Origin of the sequence: Streptomyces sp. NPDC059740, assembly GCF_042733155.1 — a bacterium.
Lineage (GTDB): Bacteria > Actinomycetota > Actinomycetes > Streptomycetales > Streptomycetaceae > Streptomyces.
Genome location: NZ_JBHWGP010000016.1, coordinates 34163 through 51244 on the forward strand (window position 1 = coordinate 34163; position 17082 = coordinate 51244).

Annotated in this window: 11 protein-coding genes; 2 read left to right on the forward strand and 9 right to left on the reverse strand. The window is 72.6% G+C overall.

The window, feature by feature from the left end:
- Nucleotides 1-25: 25 nt before the first annotated feature.
- The 3 genes from ACFV3R_RS19805 to ACFV3R_RS19815 all read right to left on the reverse strand — a co-directional run bounded on the left by ACFV3R_RS19805 (nt 26) and on the right by ACFV3R_RS19815 (nt 3583).
- Complete coding sequence (locus ACFV3R_RS19805) at nt 26-514, reverse strand: DUF1453 domain-containing protein (protein WP_385584305.1); 489 nt, start codon at nt 512-514, stop codon at nt 26-28.
- The gene (locus tag ACFV3R_RS19810) at nt 511-1260 is read right to left on the reverse strand and encodes a VC0807 family protein (protein ID WP_385584308.1); all 750 of its coding nucleotides are present in this window, start codon (nt 1258-1260) and stop codon (nt 511-513) included. Before ACFV3R_RS19810 ends, ACFV3R_RS19805 begins: the two co-directional genes overlap by 4 nt.
- Nucleotides 1261-1456: 196 nt before the next feature.
- Nucleotides 1457-3583: a type IIA DNA topoisomerase subunit B gene (locus tag ACFV3R_RS19815; RefSeq protein ID WP_385584311.1), complete on the reverse strand. Its 2127-nt coding sequence runs from the start codon at nt 3581-3583 to the stop codon at nt 1457-1459.
- A gap of 466 nt (nt 3584-4049) precedes the next feature.
- On the opposite strand from ACFV3R_RS19815, the gene ACFV3R_RS19820 reads away from it, so the two are divergent.
- A complete protein-coding gene (locus tag ACFV3R_RS19820; protein WP_385584314.1) occupies nt 4050-4280 on the forward strand; it encodes a hypothetical protein in 231 nt (76 codons plus the stop codon).
- A gap of 462 nt (nt 4281-4742) precedes the next feature.
- Here the strand turns inward: ACFV3R_RS19820 and ACFV3R_RS19825 are convergent, their stop codons facing one another.
- The 6 genes from ACFV3R_RS19825 to ACFV3R_RS19850 all read right to left on the reverse strand — a co-directional run bounded on the left by ACFV3R_RS19825 (nt 4743) and on the right by ACFV3R_RS19850 (nt 14257).
- The gene (locus ACFV3R_RS19825; protein ID WP_385584316.1) at nt 4743-5573 is read right to left on the reverse strand and encodes a S1 family serine peptidase; all 831 of its coding nucleotides are present in this window, start codon (nt 5571-5573) and stop codon (nt 4743-4745) included.
- 133 nt (nt 5574-5706) lie between these two features.
- On the reverse strand, nt 5707-7272 hold the full coding sequence (locus ACFV3R_RS19830) for an RNA polymerase sigma factor (RefSeq protein ID WP_385584319.1): 1566 nt from the start codon (nt 7270-7272) through the stop codon (nt 5707-5709).
- 609 nt (nt 7273-7881) lie between these two features.
- Nucleotides 7882-8853 carry a FadR/GntR family transcriptional regulator gene (locus ACFV3R_RS19835; protein ID WP_385584321.1) on the reverse strand — a complete coding sequence of 324 codons (972 nt, stop codon included), beginning with the start codon at nt 8851-8853 and terminating at the stop codon, nt 7882-7884.
- 198 nt (nt 8854-9051) lie between these two features.
- On the reverse strand, nt 9052-11766 hold the full coding sequence (locus ACFV3R_RS19840; protein ID WP_385584324.1) for an ATP-binding cassette domain-containing protein: 2715 nt from the start codon (nt 11764-11766) through the stop codon (nt 9052-9054).
- A 256-nt stretch (nt 11767-12022) separates the two neighbouring features.
- Nucleotides 12023-12784 carry an NUDIX domain-containing protein gene (locus tag ACFV3R_RS19845; RefSeq protein WP_385584327.1) on the reverse strand — a complete coding sequence of 254 codons (762 nt, stop codon included), beginning with the start codon at nt 12782-12784 and terminating at the stop codon, nt 12023-12025.
- 111 nt (nt 12785-12895) lie between these two features.
- Nucleotides 12896-14257 (reverse strand): DUF4192 domain-containing protein, encoded by a 1362-nt coding sequence (locus ACFV3R_RS19850; protein ID WP_385584330.1) that lies wholly within the window; start codon nt 14255-14257, stop codon nt 12896-12898.
- Nucleotides 14258-14675: 418 nt separating this feature from the next.
- Here ACFV3R_RS19850 and ACFV3R_RS19855 point away from each other — a divergent pair, with 418 nt between their 5' ends.
- Nucleotides 14676-16838, forward strand: a complete 2163-nt coding sequence (locus ACFV3R_RS19855; protein WP_385584333.1) for a RecQ family ATP-dependent DNA helicase — start codon at nt 14676-14678, stop codon at nt 16836-16838.
- The last annotated feature ends 244 nt before the right edge of the window (nt 16839-17082 follow it).

Here is a 17082-nt window from a genome sequence, read left to right on the forward strand (position 1 = left end):
GGCGGGCCGGCCTGCCGGTCGGTCCTCACGTTCCGGCGGGAACACGGTACGCGCCGGGTCCGCTCCGGGCCCGCCAGTGCAGGAGGCCGCCGCGGGCCAGCAGAGTCACGGCCAGCGAGAGGAGCAGCGGACCGTTCCCGGTGTGCACGTCCAGGGCGGCACCGGCGGCGTACGTGCCCAGGCGCAGCAGGATGCCGACGCCCCAGACCCCGAAGGTCGCCGGGGTGGGCGAGGAGAGGACCGTGCCTCCGGTCTCCGTCCGCAGCCGCGTGGTCATCGCCCAGCCGGCGCCGGTGAGGAGGCCGATCACCACGCCGGCCACCAGCAGCACCACGGACAGCGCGGGGTGCGCGGCGTCGAGCGTGCCCTGCCGGCCGACGGCGACGGCGGCGAGCACCAGGGGCAGCACCCACCACCGGTTGTCGGCGGTGTCCAGCCGCTGCGGCCGGAACAGCCGCACCAGGACGAGCCCCACCAGGGCGACGGTGACCAGCACCGAGGAGAGGCCGTTCACCGGGCGGCCCTGTGCAGCAGGCGCTTGCCGTACCAGGCCGACCAGGCCACGAGGGCGGCGACCGTGCCCAGTTGCATCAGCCGGGAGTAGCCCATCAGCGCGTCCGGTGTGAGGACGGTCAGCAGCGCCAGCCTCGTGCCCGCCTCGACCAGCAGGACCACGCCCCAGACCGTGGTGAGCCGGGCCGCGAAGGTGTGGGCCGCCGGGTGTCCCGCCAGGCCGCCGGCCGGCCGGGAGCCGGGCCGCGGGGCGCCGGAGCGCGCCATGACCTGCGCGAAGACGGGACGTCCCAGCAGGCGGCTCACCAGCAGGGCGATGCCGGCCAGGGCGCTCAGCAGGGAGTGGGCGGCCAACGCGTACCGGATGTCGTCGGAGACCAGCGCGGCGGTCAGCTCGACGCCGAAGAGCACGAGCATGCAGATCCCGAAGACGTCGAGCTTCCGCCGACGCACCGAGGAGACCACGATCCAGGCCGCACTGATGCACACGGCGCCGGTGTAGGCGGCCACGGTGTCGGCGCCCCGCGCCCGCAGCAGGTAGTACCCGGCCAGCGGCAGTACGACGTCGAGGAGGAAGGGCCGCAGCCGCTCGGAGCGGCTCGGCGCCGGGCCGCCGGCCCGGGGAGCAGCGGTGTGGGGAGCGGCGGCGGGGCTCTGCCCTGTCGTGCTCGGCGCTCCGTCCTGGCTCACGGGCGCCTCGGGGCCGGCCGGGGCTCCCCGGTCGGGGGACAGCGGTGGGTGGGACATGACGGCTCTCCTTCACGGATCGACGGGCGCCCCGCGGCCGGCCGCCGCAGTGGGCGGCCGGTGGTGGAGCGGGGCGTCGCCGACGCTACGGATCCGGTGGGGGGAGGCGGATCGTCGCCGGGGTGGGAGCCAGGTGGAAAACGCGGTGAGGGGGTCCTCCACCCGTGGGTGGAGGACCCCCTCACGGGGCGGGCGCTCAGGTGTCGATGCGGGAACGGTCCAGGGTCGCGGCGGAGGCGCTGATGAACTCCTTGCGCGGCGCGACCTCGTTGCCCATCAGGAGGTCGAAGGTCCGCTCGGCGGCCTCCAGGTCCTGGATGTTGATGCGGCGCAGGGTGCGGTGGCGGGGGTCCATCGTGGTCTCGGCCAGCTGGTCGGCGTCCATCTCGCCCAGGCCCTTGTAGCGCTGGATGGAGTCCTTGTACCGCACGCCCTTGCGCTGGAGCTCCAGCAGCGTCTGCCGCAGCTCGTTGTCGGAGTAGGTGTACAGGTACTTGTCCTGGCCCTTCTTGGGGTTGGTCAGCTCCACCCGGTGCAGCGGCGGTACGGCGGAGAAGACACGGCCCTGCTCGACCATGGGGCGCATGTAGCGCTGGAAGAGCGTCAGGAGCAGGCAGCGGATGTGGGCGCCGTCGACGTCCGCGTCGGCAAGGAAGATCACCTTGCCGTAGCGCGCCGCGTCGATGTCGAAGGTCCGGCCCGACCCGGCTCCTATGACCTGGATGATCGAGCCGCACTCGGCGTTCTTGAGCATGTCCGAGACCGAGGACTTCTGGACGTTGAGGATCTTGCCCCGGATGGGGAGCAGCGCCTGGAACTCGGAGTTGCGGGCCAGCTTCGCCGTACCGAGGGCCGAGTCGCCCTCGACGATGAAGAGTTCGCTGCGCTCCACGTCGTCGCTGCGGCAGTCGGCGAGCTTGGCGGGCAGCGAGGAGGACTCCAGCGCGGTCTTGCGGCGCTGCGCCTCCTTGTGCTGGCGGGCGGCGATGCGGGTCCGCGCCGCAGCGACCACCTTCTCCAGGACCGACCTGGCCTGCGCCTTGGCGTCCCGCTTGGTGGAGGTCAGGAAGGCCTTCAGTTCCCTGGCGACGACCTGCGAGACGATGCGGGAGGCCGCCGAGGTCCCCAGCACCTCCTTCGTCTGGCCCTCGAACTGCGGCTCGGCCAGCCGCACGGTGACGACGGCGGTCATGCCCTCCATGGCGTCGTCCTTGACGACGTCGTCCTCGGCCACCCGCAGCAGCTTCTGGGAGCGCAACACCTCGTTGACGGTCCTGGTCACGGAGCGTTCGAAGCCGGCCACGTGGGTGCCGCCCTTGGGGGTGGCGATGATGTTGACGAAGGAGCGGACGGTGGTGTCGTAGCCGGTGCCCCAGCGCAGTGCGATGTCGACGCCAAGTTCCCGGGTGACCTCCTTGGGCGTCATGTGCCCGCGGTCGTCGAGAACGGGAACCGTCTCCTTGAAGGTGCCCTGCCCGCTCAGGCGGATCACGTCGCAGACGGCCTTGTCCTGGGCGAGGTACTCGCAGAACTCGCTGATGCCGCCGTCGTAGTGGAAGGTCTCCACCGACGGGCCCTCGTCACCGTCCGTTGCGCGCTCGTCGCGGACCACCAGGGTGAGGCCGGGCACCAGGAAGGCGGTCTGGCGGGCGCGGGCGTGGAGGGTGTCCAGGGAGAGCCTGGCGTCCTTCAGGAAGATCTGCCGGTCCGCCCAGTAGCGCACCCGGGTGCCGGTGCGTGACTTGTTGATCCGTTTGCCCTTGAGGAGGCCGGTGGAGGGGTCGAAGGGCGCCTCGGCCCCGGACTCGGTGAAGATGCCGGGGACGCCGCGGCGGAAGCTCACCGAGTGGGTGCGGCCGTCGCGGTCGACCTCGACGTCGAGCCGGGCCGAGAGGGCGTTGACGACGGAGGCACCCACGCCGTGCAGGCCGCCCGAGGCCGCGTAGGAGCCGCCGCCGAACTTGCCGCCGGCGTGGAGCTTGGTCATGACCACCTCGACGCCGCTGAGACCCGTCTTGGGCTCGACGTCGACGGGGATGCCGCGTCCGTTGTCCCGGACCTCGACGGAACCGTCGTCGTGGAGGACGACCTCGATGTGGTCGCAGTAGCCGCCGAGGGCCTCGTCGACGGAGTTGTCGATGATCTCCCAGAGGCAGTGCATGAGCCCGCGGCTGTCGGTGGACCCGATGTACATGCCGGGCCGCTTGCGGACCGCCTCAAGACCCTCGAGGACGAGGAGGTGCCGCGCGGTGTAGTTGGAACCACCGTCCCGGTCGGCCCCGGTCAGCACGGCGGTGGACGGCACGGACGTGTCGGCGGTCACGCGGTTCGCTCCTCGCTGAATTTCTGGTGGCTCGCATTCCGCGGGCCCGGTTGTGGCGTTGTCACCGCCAAGAGGGTACCGAGGCCCTGTTGAGCGGATGTGACGCCACCCGTGAGGGCTCCTATCGTAGTAGAGGATCGATAGTATGTTCGATCAGCTTCGGAGTGTGACGCGAACATCACGTTCCCTTCGAGGCATGAACCATTTAGGCTCCGGGCACGTCCTCACCAACAAACCCGGCAAGCCAGCCGGACCGGACGAACTCTGCAACCCTGGTAACCAGAAGAACGACGACCGACTGAATCAGCCCCAACGCACCACGGCTCATTCGCCGCCACCGTCTGCACCCGACCTACGAGGAACTTTTTCAAGGAATCTTCGGAGAGAAGGCACGAGCGGGAACGTTTTCGGCCTGGTTGGATGTTGACCCTGGTACGACAGCTCGTCGAGCTAGAGAAGAGGCGACGTGACTACTGTTCTGACCCCCGCGAGCCCGCTGACGGCCGCTGACCGCTGCGACCGCTGCGGCGCCCAGGCATACCTGCGCGTCGTTCTGATGTCCGGCGGCGAACTGCTCTTCTGCGCCCACCACGGTCGCAAGTTCGAGCCGGAACTCAAGAAGATCGCCGCGGAGATACAGGACGAGACGGAGCGGCTGACCGCCACTCCCGCGTCCACATCCGAAGAGGAACGCTGACACATCGCGCCCCACGACGAGCGAGTAGCGGCCGCGGGTCGCGACACGGGCGGTGCACTCCCTCACCGGGAGTCACCGCCCGTACTCGTGTCCGGAATCCCACTCCCCCGCTGCCCGCGCGGGACGCGGCACCTGGGCACCCCACTCCGGGCCCTCCGGGCCCCGGCTCGGCGGTCGGGACACTCCTGACGGCACCCGTGCACCCCCGGCCCGGCCGCCGCACGCACCGGTGCGGCCGGCTTTCGTCCCCTCCCCCCATGGGCGGCGCACCCCGGTGGCGCAGCCGGGAACGCGCCCCCTGGCGGCCGTGACTCGGCGCCGCAGGCCGGGGCAGGTGCCCTACTCGGGCAGAGGCTCCGGGCTCGGCGGCCCGGAGAGCTGTCGTGGCCCCGCACACGCCGGGGCGGACACGCGACCGACGGGCCGGCGGCACCGCCAGCCCGTAGCGCTTCGCCGCTTCCGTCACCCGCTGTGGGCGGCCACTGACGCGGAGAGGGCCGAGATGCGGGTGTAGACGCCCGGGTTGCCCTTCTCGCCGCAGCCGGTGCCCCAGGAGACCAGGCCGATGAGCCGTCCGCCCGCCACGAGCGGTCCGCCGCTGTCCCCCTGGCAGGCGTCCTTCCCCCCACGCACCGCTCCGGCACACAGCATGGTCGACGCCTTGTACGTGCCGTCCGCGCTGCCCGGGTAGGCCCTGCGGCAGACCGAGTCGGCGAGGACGTGGACGTGTGCGGCGTGCAGTGTGTCGGCGTACCGGCCGCCGCCGGTGGTGTCACCCCAGCCGTAGACGGAGGCCCTCGCTCCGGCGGTGTAACCGCGGTCCCCGGCCTGCGCCAGCGGGACGAGGTGGGACGCAGGCTGGGACTGCGTCAAGGTCAGTACCGCGAGATCACCCGCGTTGGTCCAGCTGTCGTAGGAGGGGTTGACCCAGGCCCTGCGGACGGCGACTTCTCGTCCCTCAGAACTCCTGAGGTCCTCCCGGCCGGTGAGCACCTTGAGGTCCTTGACCTTCTCGTGCGTCACCCCCAGCACCTCGCGGCTGAGGCAGTGCGCGGCAGTGAGGACCGTCCTGGGCGCCACCAGGACGCCTCCACAGAACTGGCCGGACCGTGTGCCCCCGAACCGGGCGCGGGAGGCCACAGCGACCACCCAGGGCGTCTGGGAGGCGTGTACGGGCTTGCCGCCGACGACGGACCCGTCCGCCGCCGCCGTACCCGGAACGGCTATCGCCGTCGCCGTGCCGGCGACCACGAGGGCGAACGCGGTGGCTGCTGCTCTCAGGTGCGGACGCATAAGAGCTCCTTACTCTGCGGCAGAGATTCCACACCCAGAGTGAGCCAGCCCGGCGCCCCGCGCACCCGGACGGCCGCGGGCCCGGTCCTTGACGTCAAGGACCGGGCCCGGTAGCAGTCGGGGCTTGAGGCGACTAGTCGAGGTAGTCGCGCAGCACCTGGGACCGCGAGGGGTGGCGCAGCTTCGACATCGTCTTCGACTCGATCTGGCGAATCCGCTCACGCGTGACGCCGTACACCTTGCCGATCTCGTCCAGCGTCTTGGGCTGGCCGTCGGTGAGGCCGAAGCGCATCGAGACCACGCCCGCCTCACGCTCGGAGAGCGTGTCGAGCACGGAGTGCAGCTGCTCCTGGAGCAGCGTGAAGCTGACCGCGTCGGCGGGCACGACCGCCTCGGAGTCCTCGATGAGGTCACCGAACTCGCTGTCGCCGTCCTCGCCCAGCGGAGTGTGGAGGGAGATCGGCTCGCGACCGTACTTCTGGACCTCGATGACCTTCTCGGGGGTCATGTCGAGTTCCTTGGCCAGCTCCTCCGGGGTCGGCTCACGGCCGAGGTCCTGGAGCATCTGCCGCTGGACGCGGGCGAGCTTGTTGATCACCTCGACCATGTGGACGGGGATACGGATCGTGCGGGCCTGGTCGGCCATGGCGCGGGTGATCGCCTGGCGGATCCACCACGTCGCGTAGGTGGAGAACTTGTAACCCTTGGTGTAGTCGAACTTCTCGACCGCACGGATCAGACCGAGGTTGCCCTCCTGGATCAGGTCCAGGAACAGCATGCCGCGGCCGGTGTAGCGCTTGGCCAGCGAGACCACGAGGCGGAGGTTGGCCTCCAGCAGGTGGTTCTTGGCACGGCGGCCGTCCTCGGCGATGATCTCCAGCTCGCGCTTGAGCTTCGGCGCCAGCTTGTCGGAGTTGGCGAGCTTGTCCTCGGCGAACAGGCCGGCCTCGATGCGCTTGGCCAGCTCGACCTCCTGCTCGGCGTTGAGGAGCGGGACCTTGCCGATCTGCTTGAGGTAGTCCTTCACCGGGTCGGCGGTGGCTCCCGCCGCCGCGACCTGCTGGGCCGGGGCGTCGTCCTCGTCCTCGTCGGAGAGCACGAAACCGGCGTTCTCAGCGCCCTCGGTCTCGGGGGCGTCGCCCTTGCCGGGCGCCGCCGGCGCGTCCTCGACGGCCTCGTCCTCGAGGATCTCGTCGACGTCCTTCTTGGCGGCAGCCGTCTTCTTGGCCGCGCTCTTCTTCGCCGTGGCGGTCTTCTTCGCCGTGGCCTTCTTGGCGGTGGTCTTCCTGGCCGCCGCCTTCTTCTCGGGGGCGCCTTCGCCCTCCTCCGCCTCCTGCGGGGCCGCCACACCCGGCGCGGCCGAGGCGGGCGTGGTCCTCCCCGCCTGCACGGCGGGCTTGGAGGCGACGGACTTGGTGGCGGTGCGCTTGGCCGGGCTCTTCGCTGCGACGCTCTTGCGGGTGCGCTTGGGCGCCTCTGCGGCACTGACCATGAGCGTCACACCCTCCTCGTCGAGGATCTGGTTGAGGCTGCGCAGGACGTTCTTCCACTGGGTTGGCGGAATCTGGTCAGCCTCGAAGGCACGACGCACGTCGTCGCCGGCGATCTGCCCATCAGCCTTTCCCCGCTCGATGAGCGCCATCACAGACTCGGACTCGGCGATCTCCGGCGGGAGCGTACGGGATGTGCTGGCCGACACGGACAACCTCTCGGAACGTTGGATACGGCTTCCGGCCCCGTCCACTGTGGACCGGAGCCGACGACCGTCGGCGGTGCGTGGGCCGACGGCGCGGAGGAGCAACCTCTCGGGGTAGACACAGCGCCGGTCACGACGCGTGCATTCCTCTTCGGCTGCCACCTCTTAGGTCATCGCGCTTGCCGGAGGAGCGTTACGCCCAATCCACGTGGCCCGAGTCACACCTCATAACGGCACATTCCCCCTCAGAGGCTGCACAACCCCCCGCGAGTCCGGTCGCCACCGCCGGGAGTCCGCCGTGCGGCCCCCACCGCTCCGGCCGGACGTGCCCGGCGCGAGCGCGGCAGACCCGGCCCGCCCCTCACGGCCCGCTCCTGAGAGCATGCCCTGCCGCCCCGGAGCCGCCCAACAGGGTCCGGCCCGCGCCCGGCTTCCCCGGGAGGGCGCGCCGCACACCGCTCCGCCGGCCGCCCGGCGGCTGTCGGCGCGCCTCCGCTTCCCGGCTACCGTCCCGGGCCCCTTCCGTGGGCCGAAGGCCTCTCCGTCGGCAGCTCCCAGCCGGTCGTCGACGGGGCTCCGGCGGGCCCGGCGCGGGGGTGACCGGCCGGCCCCCTAGTGCTCCCTCGGCGGCGGCACGACACGGTCCAGCGGCGCGCCTGTGCTCTGGCCGCCGTCCCCGGGGACCGCGAGGAGCTGACGCATGGCGCTCTCCGCGGCTGCGGCGTCCGCGGCACCGACGGCGTGCACGATGCGCAGGTGCTGGCCCACGGACGCCTCCGTCAGCCGGTCGCAGCCACCGGACTGCGGACCGCCCGAGACGTGGAGGGCGGCGGCGACGATGCCGGAGAGGTGTTCCAGCATCCGGTTGCCGGCGAGCTGGAGGAGCAGGGCGTGGAACTCGCAGTCCGCGCGGGCGAACGTCAGGGAGTCACCCTGGGCCGTCGCGTGCCCCATGATCTCGACCATGTCGGCGAGGCGCTGCTGGAGGTCCTCCCTGCCGTGTCCGACCGCGAGCCGGGCGGCGAGCGGCTCGATCGTCCACCGCAGTTCGGCCAGCTCGCGTCGCTGGTCCTCACGCTGTGGGCCGTAGGCGCGCCATTCGATGATGTCGGGGTCGAGCAGGTTCCAGTCGCTGACCGGACGCACCCGGGTACCGACGTTGGGGCGTGCGCTGACCAGGCCCTTGGCCTCCAGCACGCGCAGCGACTCACGTACGACGGTGCGGGAGACCTCGAAGCGCTGACCGATCTCCTCCGGCACCAGGGGACGGTCCGCCCCGAGGTCACCGGAGACGATCATCTGGCCGAGCTGCTGGACGAGTTGGCCGTGCAGGCCGCGGCCGCGGCTGCCGGCGGCGCGTCGGCCGACCCGGCCGAGGTCGGACTCCGAGGCTTCCCAGGCGGAAGAGCGGTCATGCCGCTCGGCACCGCCTCCCACGGGGTACGGGTAGCGGTCGAGCTCGCCCGGGCCTGCGAGGCCGGAGTCGGCGGGGCGAGCCGAGGTCATCATGGTGTGCGCAAGGGTACTCACGTGTCCTTTGTCGGCGACACCCCGAGCCGTCTTGAGGTCTTTGGTGAAAAGCACACGAAAGGGTGATCGACCGCTCTCCCTCAATTGACGCTTTATCGGAAAGAAATGAACTTACCGCGTGTGGTTGTGGACAGCGACGAGCTCACCTGCGTCTGCCGCCCGGCACCGCGCCCACCCCCTGGTCGGCGGCGGGACACCGCCCTGACGGATCCGTCTGGTGAGAGACCGACGCGTTCCGCTGCACCCGCCAGTTCATCGGGCCCGCCGCCTCAGCCCGGTGGCGGCGAAAGCGCACAGCAGAGCCAGCAGCGAGAGAGCCATCGCCCCGCCGACAGGCTGGCCCACGAGGCGCAGCAGCACGTCCAGCGGCTCCCTGAGCGCGGGCCACAGCTGCTCGGCTGTCGACTCGAGCCGCGCTCTCAGCCCCGTCATCATGCGGACGGCGGGTTCGTCCAGGACCAGCCGCAGCAGGTTGCCGACCAGCACCGGTACGGCCACCACGGCGGCCAGGCCGACAGTGGTTGACCGGAACACCGCGGCAGCCAGCGCTCCCGTCCAGGCGCAGGCGACCATGAGAACCGCCCAGCCGCCGGCGAACAACGCCCGGTCCGCGGGCGGGGACGCCGCTGCCGTTCCCCACAGCAGGCGGATCGCCGCGCTGTCCGCCGCCAGCACCACCGCCGCGAGAAGGAGGGCAGCCCCGGCGCTGACGCCCAGTTTCGCGAGCAGCAGCCGCAGCCGGTGCGGCACCGTACCGCGCGCCGGGGCCAGGGCGGGGTAGCGGTACTCCTGTCCGTAGGCCAGTGCTCCGACCAGGCCCGCCCCCACCGCTGCGACCGGCAGCGGCAGTACGCCGGGCCACCCGGCCAGCGTCCGCGGAGCGGGCGTTTCACCCGTCCTGGCCCACCACACGGCGATGGCCACCGACACGGCGACGCTCAGCAGAAGAACCGCAGCCGTCGGCCTGTCGCTGGTGACCCGTCGCATCTCGTACCGCACGGGCCAGGCCGGGCCGGGTGCGGTTCGGCGGATGACAGCCTGCGGAAGTTCGGCCTCGTCGTGGGTCGCGGTGTCCCCCCGGCCTGCTTCCACGGTGACGTGCACGGCGTCCGTCGGCAGCCGGCCGGGAGACTCCTCCGGCAGGCCGGTCTGCGTCGCGGGCGGTGTCGCACTGCGGTTCTCCGCCGAGCCGCGGCCGGTGAGGAGGTCTTTCAGGCCGGGCCCCGAGGAGCCGGGCCGCCCCGGGGTGCCCTCGGCGTCAGGTCCGGGCCCCTCACCGCTCTCCGCGCCGGTGCGGCTGCCGTCCTTCGCGGCCGTCTGCCCGGAAGCGGTCTCGGCGCTCCGGTCCGGGGCAGCGACGGAGAGCCGGCCGGTGAGCGCCGTGACCCTCCCGGCCTCCGTGCCGGCACCGGCCCCCGTGCCGCGGCTCGAAGCGGCCGGAAGCGAACCCGCCGTCAGGTCACTGTGCAGCGGCCGGAAGACGCTGGTGGGCGTCGGTGGTGGCAACCGCGGTCCGGAGGAAGCCGCCTCCTCGGCCGTCTCGGCGCCCACCGCAGCCGACGGACCATCGGTCTCCCCCGCCCCCGCCTGCCCGGAGCCGGAGGGGGACGGGAGGGGGTGCCGCGCGTCGGGTGGCACGCGGGTGAGCCCCACCCGCGTGGCGGGGCGGAGGCGTTCGGCGGCCGAGACGACGGTGGCCGTCACCTCCGCCGCCGAGCCGCCCGCGGGAGCGGTCTCCCGCTCCTCCGCCGCACCGGCCGTCCGGAGGGACCGTCGGACTGTGAGGCCATCGTCATCGGCCCCGGCGTGCGCCGTGCGGGCCCCTGCCATGACGACGCGGTCCTCGGCGCTCGCAGGGCTCTCCTCAGGCGTCGCCTCGCGCCGGGTTCCGCCGGCGGGTACCTCGTGCATCACCCGCCGGAGCGCCGCCGCGACAGGTGTGCCGAGGCTCCCGGTCGAGATGCCGCACCGCGCCGGTGCGCCGTGGGCGCGAGAGGTGGCGAGTCCCGGCCTGCGGTCGCCCTCGGCCGTCGCGGGGCCTGCCGTGGAGGGTCTGCCGTCGGCGCGGCTGAGGGGACGTACCGGGGCGGCATGCCCGCTCTCCTCCGACAGCCGGTGCACCAGGATGCCGTGGCGGAACGCGACTTCGCCGATCACCGCACAACTGCTGCCGTAGACGGCGATGGTGGTGCCGTTCTCCCGGACCACCTCCGTCGGCGTGCTGCCGGGGAGTGCCCGCTGCGACTCGTCCACCAGGAGGTCGGCGAGCCGATCCGCCTGCGGGGACCTCACCGTGACGCGGGGCCGGAGCCTCGTGCGGGCGAACTCCGCCGCGTCCTGGTCCGCCGTGAGGCGTCCCTCCTGGAGAACGACGACCCGGTCGGCCAGCCGGGCCGTCTCCTTCACGTCCTGGAGGGCCACCAGGACCGCCCCGCCCTGCTCCGCGTAGCGCCGGAGGAGGCCGCGCAGCCAGGCTGCCTCCCGCGGCGACAGGCCCTCGGCCGGTTCGTCCAGGACCAGGGTGTGCGGGTCGCCCAGCAGCGCGGCGGCCAGACCGAGCCGGCGGTCCATCCCGCGGGAGAACCCGCCCAGCCGGTGGTCCGCCAGTCCGCTGAGGCCCACCACGTCCAGGACGTCCTCCGCCCGTTCCGCGGGCACGCCTGCGGCGGCGGTGAGCATGCGGAGGTGAGTGCGGGCGGTGCGGGCGGGGTGGCCCGGGACGTCCCCCAGGAGCACTCCGACCTCGCGGGCCGGGTTGGGGACGCGGTGCAACGGACGACCGCGGAACAGGGTCACACCCCGACCCGGTTCCATCTCCAGCATGAGCCGCAGTGCGGTGCTCTTACCCGCTCCCCGGGCACCGTGGAGGACGGTCACACGGCCGGGCGGGGCCTCGAAGCTCACATCGTCGACCGCGGGCGGAAGGCCGCGGTCGCTTTGGCTGGTCAGTCCGATGGCCTGGATCATCGCGTCCCTGACAGGTGGGGCCTCGGGGAGGCAGCTCGGCGGACGAGGGGGCTCACCGCCCCAAGGTAGCGCGATATGTCCGATTTGCCGGTAACCGGCAAACCTGATCCCCCACCGTGTCCGGCCCCTGCCGTCCGTGCGGGGCTGCGGTGAGACCACCCCACCGCTCGCCCCGGCCCCCACCCTGCGCCACCGCGACCCGAAGGCCGCGGAACGGCGGCGACCCGCTTGGGGAACGTGGCCGCCGTGCCGCTGCTCAGATCTCCGGACGGAGCATCGGAGGGTTGAGAAGCGTCGCCCCGCCGGCCCGGAAGAGCTGCGCGGGGCGACCGCCCTGACGCGTCGTCGTGCCCCCGGTGGGGACGAGGAAGCCTGGCGTACCGGTGACCTTGCGGTGGAAGTTGCGTGGGTCCAGGGCCACACCCCAGACCGCCTCGTAGACGCGCCGCAGCTCGCCCACGGTGAACTCGGGCGGGCAGAACGCCGTGGCCAGGGCCGAGTACTCGATCTTGGAGCGAGCGCGCTCCACACCGTCCGACAGGATGCGCGCGTGGTCGAAGGCGAGCGGCTCCCGTCCCTCCGCTGCCTCCCCAGGGGCAGCGCCGTCCAGCAGCTCCTCGACGGGCGCCCATCGGGCGCCGCGGGCGTCTCCGCCGGGCCGAGGCGTCGGGAGGTCCGGAGCCAGCGCGAGGTGCGCCACACTGACGACCCGCATGCGGGGATCGCGGTCGGGAGCGCCGTAGGTGGCCAACTGCTCGAGGTGCGCTCCCTCGGCGGACGGTGGCTCGAAGGCACTGTGGGCACGCAGGCCGGTCTCCTCGGCCAGTTCACGCTCAGCAGCCGTGTCGAGGTCCTCGTCCACCCTGACGAAGCCGCCCGGGAGCGCCCACCGCCCCTGGAACGGCGGTTCGCCGCGCCGTACGACCAGGGCGCACAGGGCATGTCGCCTGACGGTGAGAACGACCAGGTCGACGGTGACTGCGAACGGTGGAAAGGCCGACGGGTCGTAGCGAGGCATGCCGTGATCATAGTCGTCCCCCTGACGATAAACAGGCCATGTGCGAGGTCTCCCGACAGGCTGTGGAGCCGGCTCCGTCCCTGTGACGGCGACCGGTCGGCGGGAGCGGGCTCACGGTCGGTCACCTCGCACGCCCGGCCCCTCGGGCGACACCCGCGGAGCCGGGACCCGCCCCCCGCTTCTCGGCCGCACCGCCGACGGCCCGGCCGGTCGTACCCCGGCGGGGCCGGCCGGGCCCTTGGTCTCCGCGCCACGCCCGGCCTTCGCCCCGCGTCGCTTGGCGGAGGTACGGCCGACGGGCCTGCGACCGGCCCGCACCGCCCCTGCGTCCCCCCTGCCGCCGGTCCCGGGCAGCAGGTCGGAGCTGCCGTTGCCGGAAGAGGTCTTCGGTCCGCGTGGCTCCCCGGCCCCGCGGAGGCAGCGCCGGACCTCCTCCGCGTCGAGCCCCTGGTTGATCGCCTGCTGGAGGAGCCTGGCGAAGACGTACTCGGGGTCGGCCTGCACGGCCGCGCCGAGAGCGACCCTGGCAGAAGGCTCGTCACCGCTGGACCACGCCACCCAGCCTGCCAGTGCCAGCGGGGCGGCGGCGTGCTCGCGGAAGCCGCCGACGCAGCGCCTGGACAGCGCCCGCCAGAGCCGCAGGGCGGGAGCCGCGGCGTCGTCCTCCATCCATCGAGCCGCCTCGTCACGCACCTCGCGGTCCTGGAGGCCGATGATCAGTTCGGCGCTCTCACCAGGCGTGAGGAGGGCGTCGTCGCAGGCGTCACGGGCGCGTGTGCTGCCGGACGGCACGTCGCTCCGGAACCGGTCCAGGACGTGGTGGAGCAGCTGCGAGGTCTCCCTTGCGACCTGATCGGTCTCCCCCGCGTCGAGCAGGCGCGGGACCAGGGCGGAGGCCACGGCGTCCAGTGCCTTCTCCTGTTCGACGGCACGCCGGCCCGTGAAGGGCGCGAAGCGGGCCTCCATGTCCCGCAGCGACCCGCGCACCCGCATCCCCGTATAGGCGGCGGTCGCAGCCATGACCGAGGTGCCCGGCAGAGCGAGGCGGGTGCCCTCGTCGGGGCAGCAGCGGTAGTCGGGGCAGCAGTAGGACCAGTAGCGGCCGCTGGACAGGCACAGCGCCTCGAGCACCGGCACGTCCAGCGCACCGAAGGCGGTGCGCAGCCGCTGCGCGAACGGCTGCAGCCGCCGTTTGACGTCACCGCCCGTCTCGGGCCCCACCGGGTCCTGGCAGAGGTAGGCGATGACGCCCTCCGGTCGCCCGCCCCGCTCCTCGGCAGCGCCCACCAGGCAGGCGGCCAACTGGTCCGCCACCTGGTCCCACTGCTCCCGGTCCCTCGGGATGCCGATCCGGACCCGCCCCCCGAACCGGCCCTGAGGTCCGTGCAGCGCGACGAGGACGACGCTGTCGTCCGGGTAGTAGCCGAGCAGGTAGGGCAGTGCGTCGGCGAGTTCGGATGAGCCTCGCAGCATCACCCGCGTCTCGCCGGTCCCCTCGCCCTCGGGCGGAGTCGGGAGCGGACCGGGGGTGCGGCCCTCACGGGCCCTTGCGGCAGGGGTGGCGGGCGCCGGTGGTCGGGCGGGCCGCGAACCGCCGGGGGCATCCGCTCCGGCCCCGGGCGTGCCGGTGGCGGGATGTGCTCCGGCGCTGGTGCGGGGGCCGGAGGGCGCCTCGGACGACGGCATCTCACCTGAAGTGGTTGCCGGGTGGTCGGACGTGTGGGGTGCCTGTTCGGCGTTCTCGTTCATGACTCGAAGATCCCGCGGGCCGGGCACTCACCGCCACCCCTGTGGATAACTCTCCGTTCAGGCAGGGGCAACGGATCGTGAGTTGTCCACAGGCGGGCGCGGGAGGTCGCGCGGTGTCAGTGCCATCGGGTTGCATGGGGGCATGAACGAGGAAGAACTGCGGATCTCCGCCGACGCCGTCCTGAGCCGTCTCGTCGGCAGCCCGGACGGCACGGCGCGTCTCCGTGAGGACCAGTGGCGAGCCGTGTACGCCCTGGTGGCCGAGCGGCGGCGGACCCTCGTGGTGCAGCGCACGGGCTGGGGCAAGTCCGCGGTGTACTTCGTCGCGACGGCCCTGCTGCGCGAGCGTGGCGGCGGGCCCACCGTGATCGTCTCCCCCCTGCTCGCCCTCATGCGCAACCAGGTGGCTGCTGCGGCGCGGGCCGGGATCACCGCGCGCACGATCAACTCCTCCAACACCGAGGAGTGGGAGGGCGTGCAGGCGGAGATCGCCGCCGGCGAGGTCGACGTGCTGCTGGTGAGTCCCGAGAGGCTGAACAACCCGGACTTCCGCGACCAGGTGCTGCCACGACTGGCCGCGGCCACCGGCCTCCTCGTGGTGGACGAGGCCCACTGCATCTCCGACTGGGGGCACGACTTCCGGCCCGACTACCGGCGGCTGCGCACCATGCTGCGCGAGCTGCCGACCGGGGTGCCGGTGCTCGCCACCACCGCCACCGCCAACGCCCGGGTCACCGCCGACATCGCCGACCAGCTCGGCACGGGTGAGGGAGCGGGCGAGGCACTGGTACTGCGGGGGCCGCTGGACCGCGAGAGCCTCAGCCTGGGGGTGCTGCCACTGCCGGACGCCGCACACCGCCTGGCGTGGCTCGCGGACCACCTGACGGACCTTCCGGGTTCGGGCATCATCTACACCCTCACCGTGGCGGCGGCCCAGGAGGTCACCGCCTTCCTGCGGGAACGCGGCCACCAGGTCGCCTCGTACACCGGCAGAACGGAGAACGCGGACCGCCAGCAGGCCGAGGACGACCTGCTCGAGAACCGCGTGAAGGCCCTGGTGGCCACCTCGGCGCTGGGCATGGGCTTCGACAAGCCCGACCTCGGGTTCGTCGTGCACCTCGGCTCGCCCTCCTCCCCCATTGCCTACTACCAGCAGGTCGGCCGGGCGGGGCGCGGCGTCGAACACGCGGAGGTCCTGCTGCTGCCGGGGCCGGAGGACCAGGCGATCTGGCAGTACTTCGCCTCGCTCGCCTTCCCTCCCGAGGAACAGGTGCGGCGCGCTCTGGACGTCCTGGGCGCAGCGGACCGCCCTCTGTCGCTGCCCGCTCTGGAACCGATGGTGGACGTGCGCCGCTCCCGGCTGGAGATGATGCTCAAGGTGCTCGACGTCGACGGTGCCGTACGGCGCGTCAAGGGCGGTTGGACCGCAACCGGCCGGCCCTGGGAGTACGACCACGCGCGCTACGACTGGGTGGCACGCCAACGCACCGCCGAGCAGCAGGCCATGCGTGAGTACGTCAGCACCGGGCGCTGCCGTATGGAGTTCCTGCGGGAACAACTCGACGACGAGGCCGCCAAACCCTGTGGTCGCTGCGACAACTGCGTGGGGAGAAGGTTCGATCCGGCTGTCTCGCCCGCGACCCTGGCCGCAGCGCGCGGGGAACTGAACAGGCCCGGGTTCGAGTTGGAACCCAGGCGCATGTGGCCCACCGGGCTCCCCGCCGTGGGTGTCGAGCTGAAGGGCCGCATCCCGGCCTCCGAACAGGCAGCCACCGGTCGGGCTCTGGGCCGGCTCTCGGACATCGGCTGGGGCAACCGTCTGCGACCGCTGCTGGACGCCCGGAGCGAGGACGGGCCGGTGCCCGAGGACGTCGCGGCGGCCGTGGTGGAGGTACTGGCGGACTGGGCCAAGGGTCAGGGCGGTTGGGCCACCGGAGCGTCCGACGCCCCGCCCCGCCCGGCCGCCGTCGTGGCCGTACCCTCCGCCGGCCGTCCGCAGTTGGTGGGGTCGTTGGCCGAGCACATCGCCGGGGTGGGGCGCATGCCGTTCCTGGGAACGCTGGCGTACCGGGATGCCGAGGCGCTCCGTCCGTCCCGGACCAACAGTGCCCAGCGTCTGCGCGCACTGCACGACTCGCTGATCCTGCCGCCGGAGCTGGCTGCCCGGGTGTCGGCTGCGGAGGGGCCGCTCCTGCTGGTCGACGACGTCGCCGACTCGGGGTGGACGCTCGCCGTGGCCGCACGGCTGCTGCGACAGGCAGGGGCACCGGGGGTGTACCCGTTCGTCCTGGCCGTCCAGGGCTGAGGCGGAGCCGCCGTGAGCAGCCGAGTCACGCGTCGGCAGCGGCGGCACTCCACCGGGGAGCCGTGACGAGAAGGAGACCAGCCGGGGCGTGGACGGCCGGAGGCACGGACGCACTCCGTACTCCGCGCGGCGAAACATACGGGACCTGTCCCGCGATAACGGCGCACTCGCCCGAACTATCCGTTGCCGACGGCCTGTTCACCTACGAGAATTGAAGCCTCCCCTGTCGACCGTACCTGCTCGT

What these genes read in the sequence shown, in the direction of transcription:
- ACFV3R_RS19845 (WP_385584327.1), bottom strand. Translation starts at nt 12,784, where the DNA reads ATGCCTCGCTACGACCCGTCGGCCTTTCCACCGTTCGCAGTCACCGTC.
- ACFV3R_RS19850 (WP_385584330.1), bottom strand. Translation starts at nt 14,257, where the DNA reads ATGCTGCGAGGCTCATCCGAACTCGCCGACGCACTGCCCTACCTGCTC.
- ACFV3R_RS19825 (WP_385584316.1), bottom strand. Translation starts at nt 5,573, where the DNA reads ATGCGTCCGCACCTGAGAGCAGCAGCCACCGCGTTCGCCCTCGTGGTC.
- ACFV3R_RS19840 (WP_385584324.1), bottom strand. Translation starts at nt 11,766, where the DNA reads ATGATCCAGGCCATCGGACTGACCAGCCAAAGCGACCGCGGCCTTCCG.
- ACFV3R_RS19810 (WP_385584308.1), bottom strand. Translation starts at nt 1,260, where the DNA reads ATGTCCCACCCACCGCTGTCCCCCGACCGGGGAGCCCCGGCCGGCCCC.
- ACFV3R_RS19855 (WP_385584333.1), top strand. Translation starts at nt 14,676, where the DNA reads ATGAACGAGGAAGAACTGCGGATCTCCGCCGACGCCGTCCTGAGCCGT.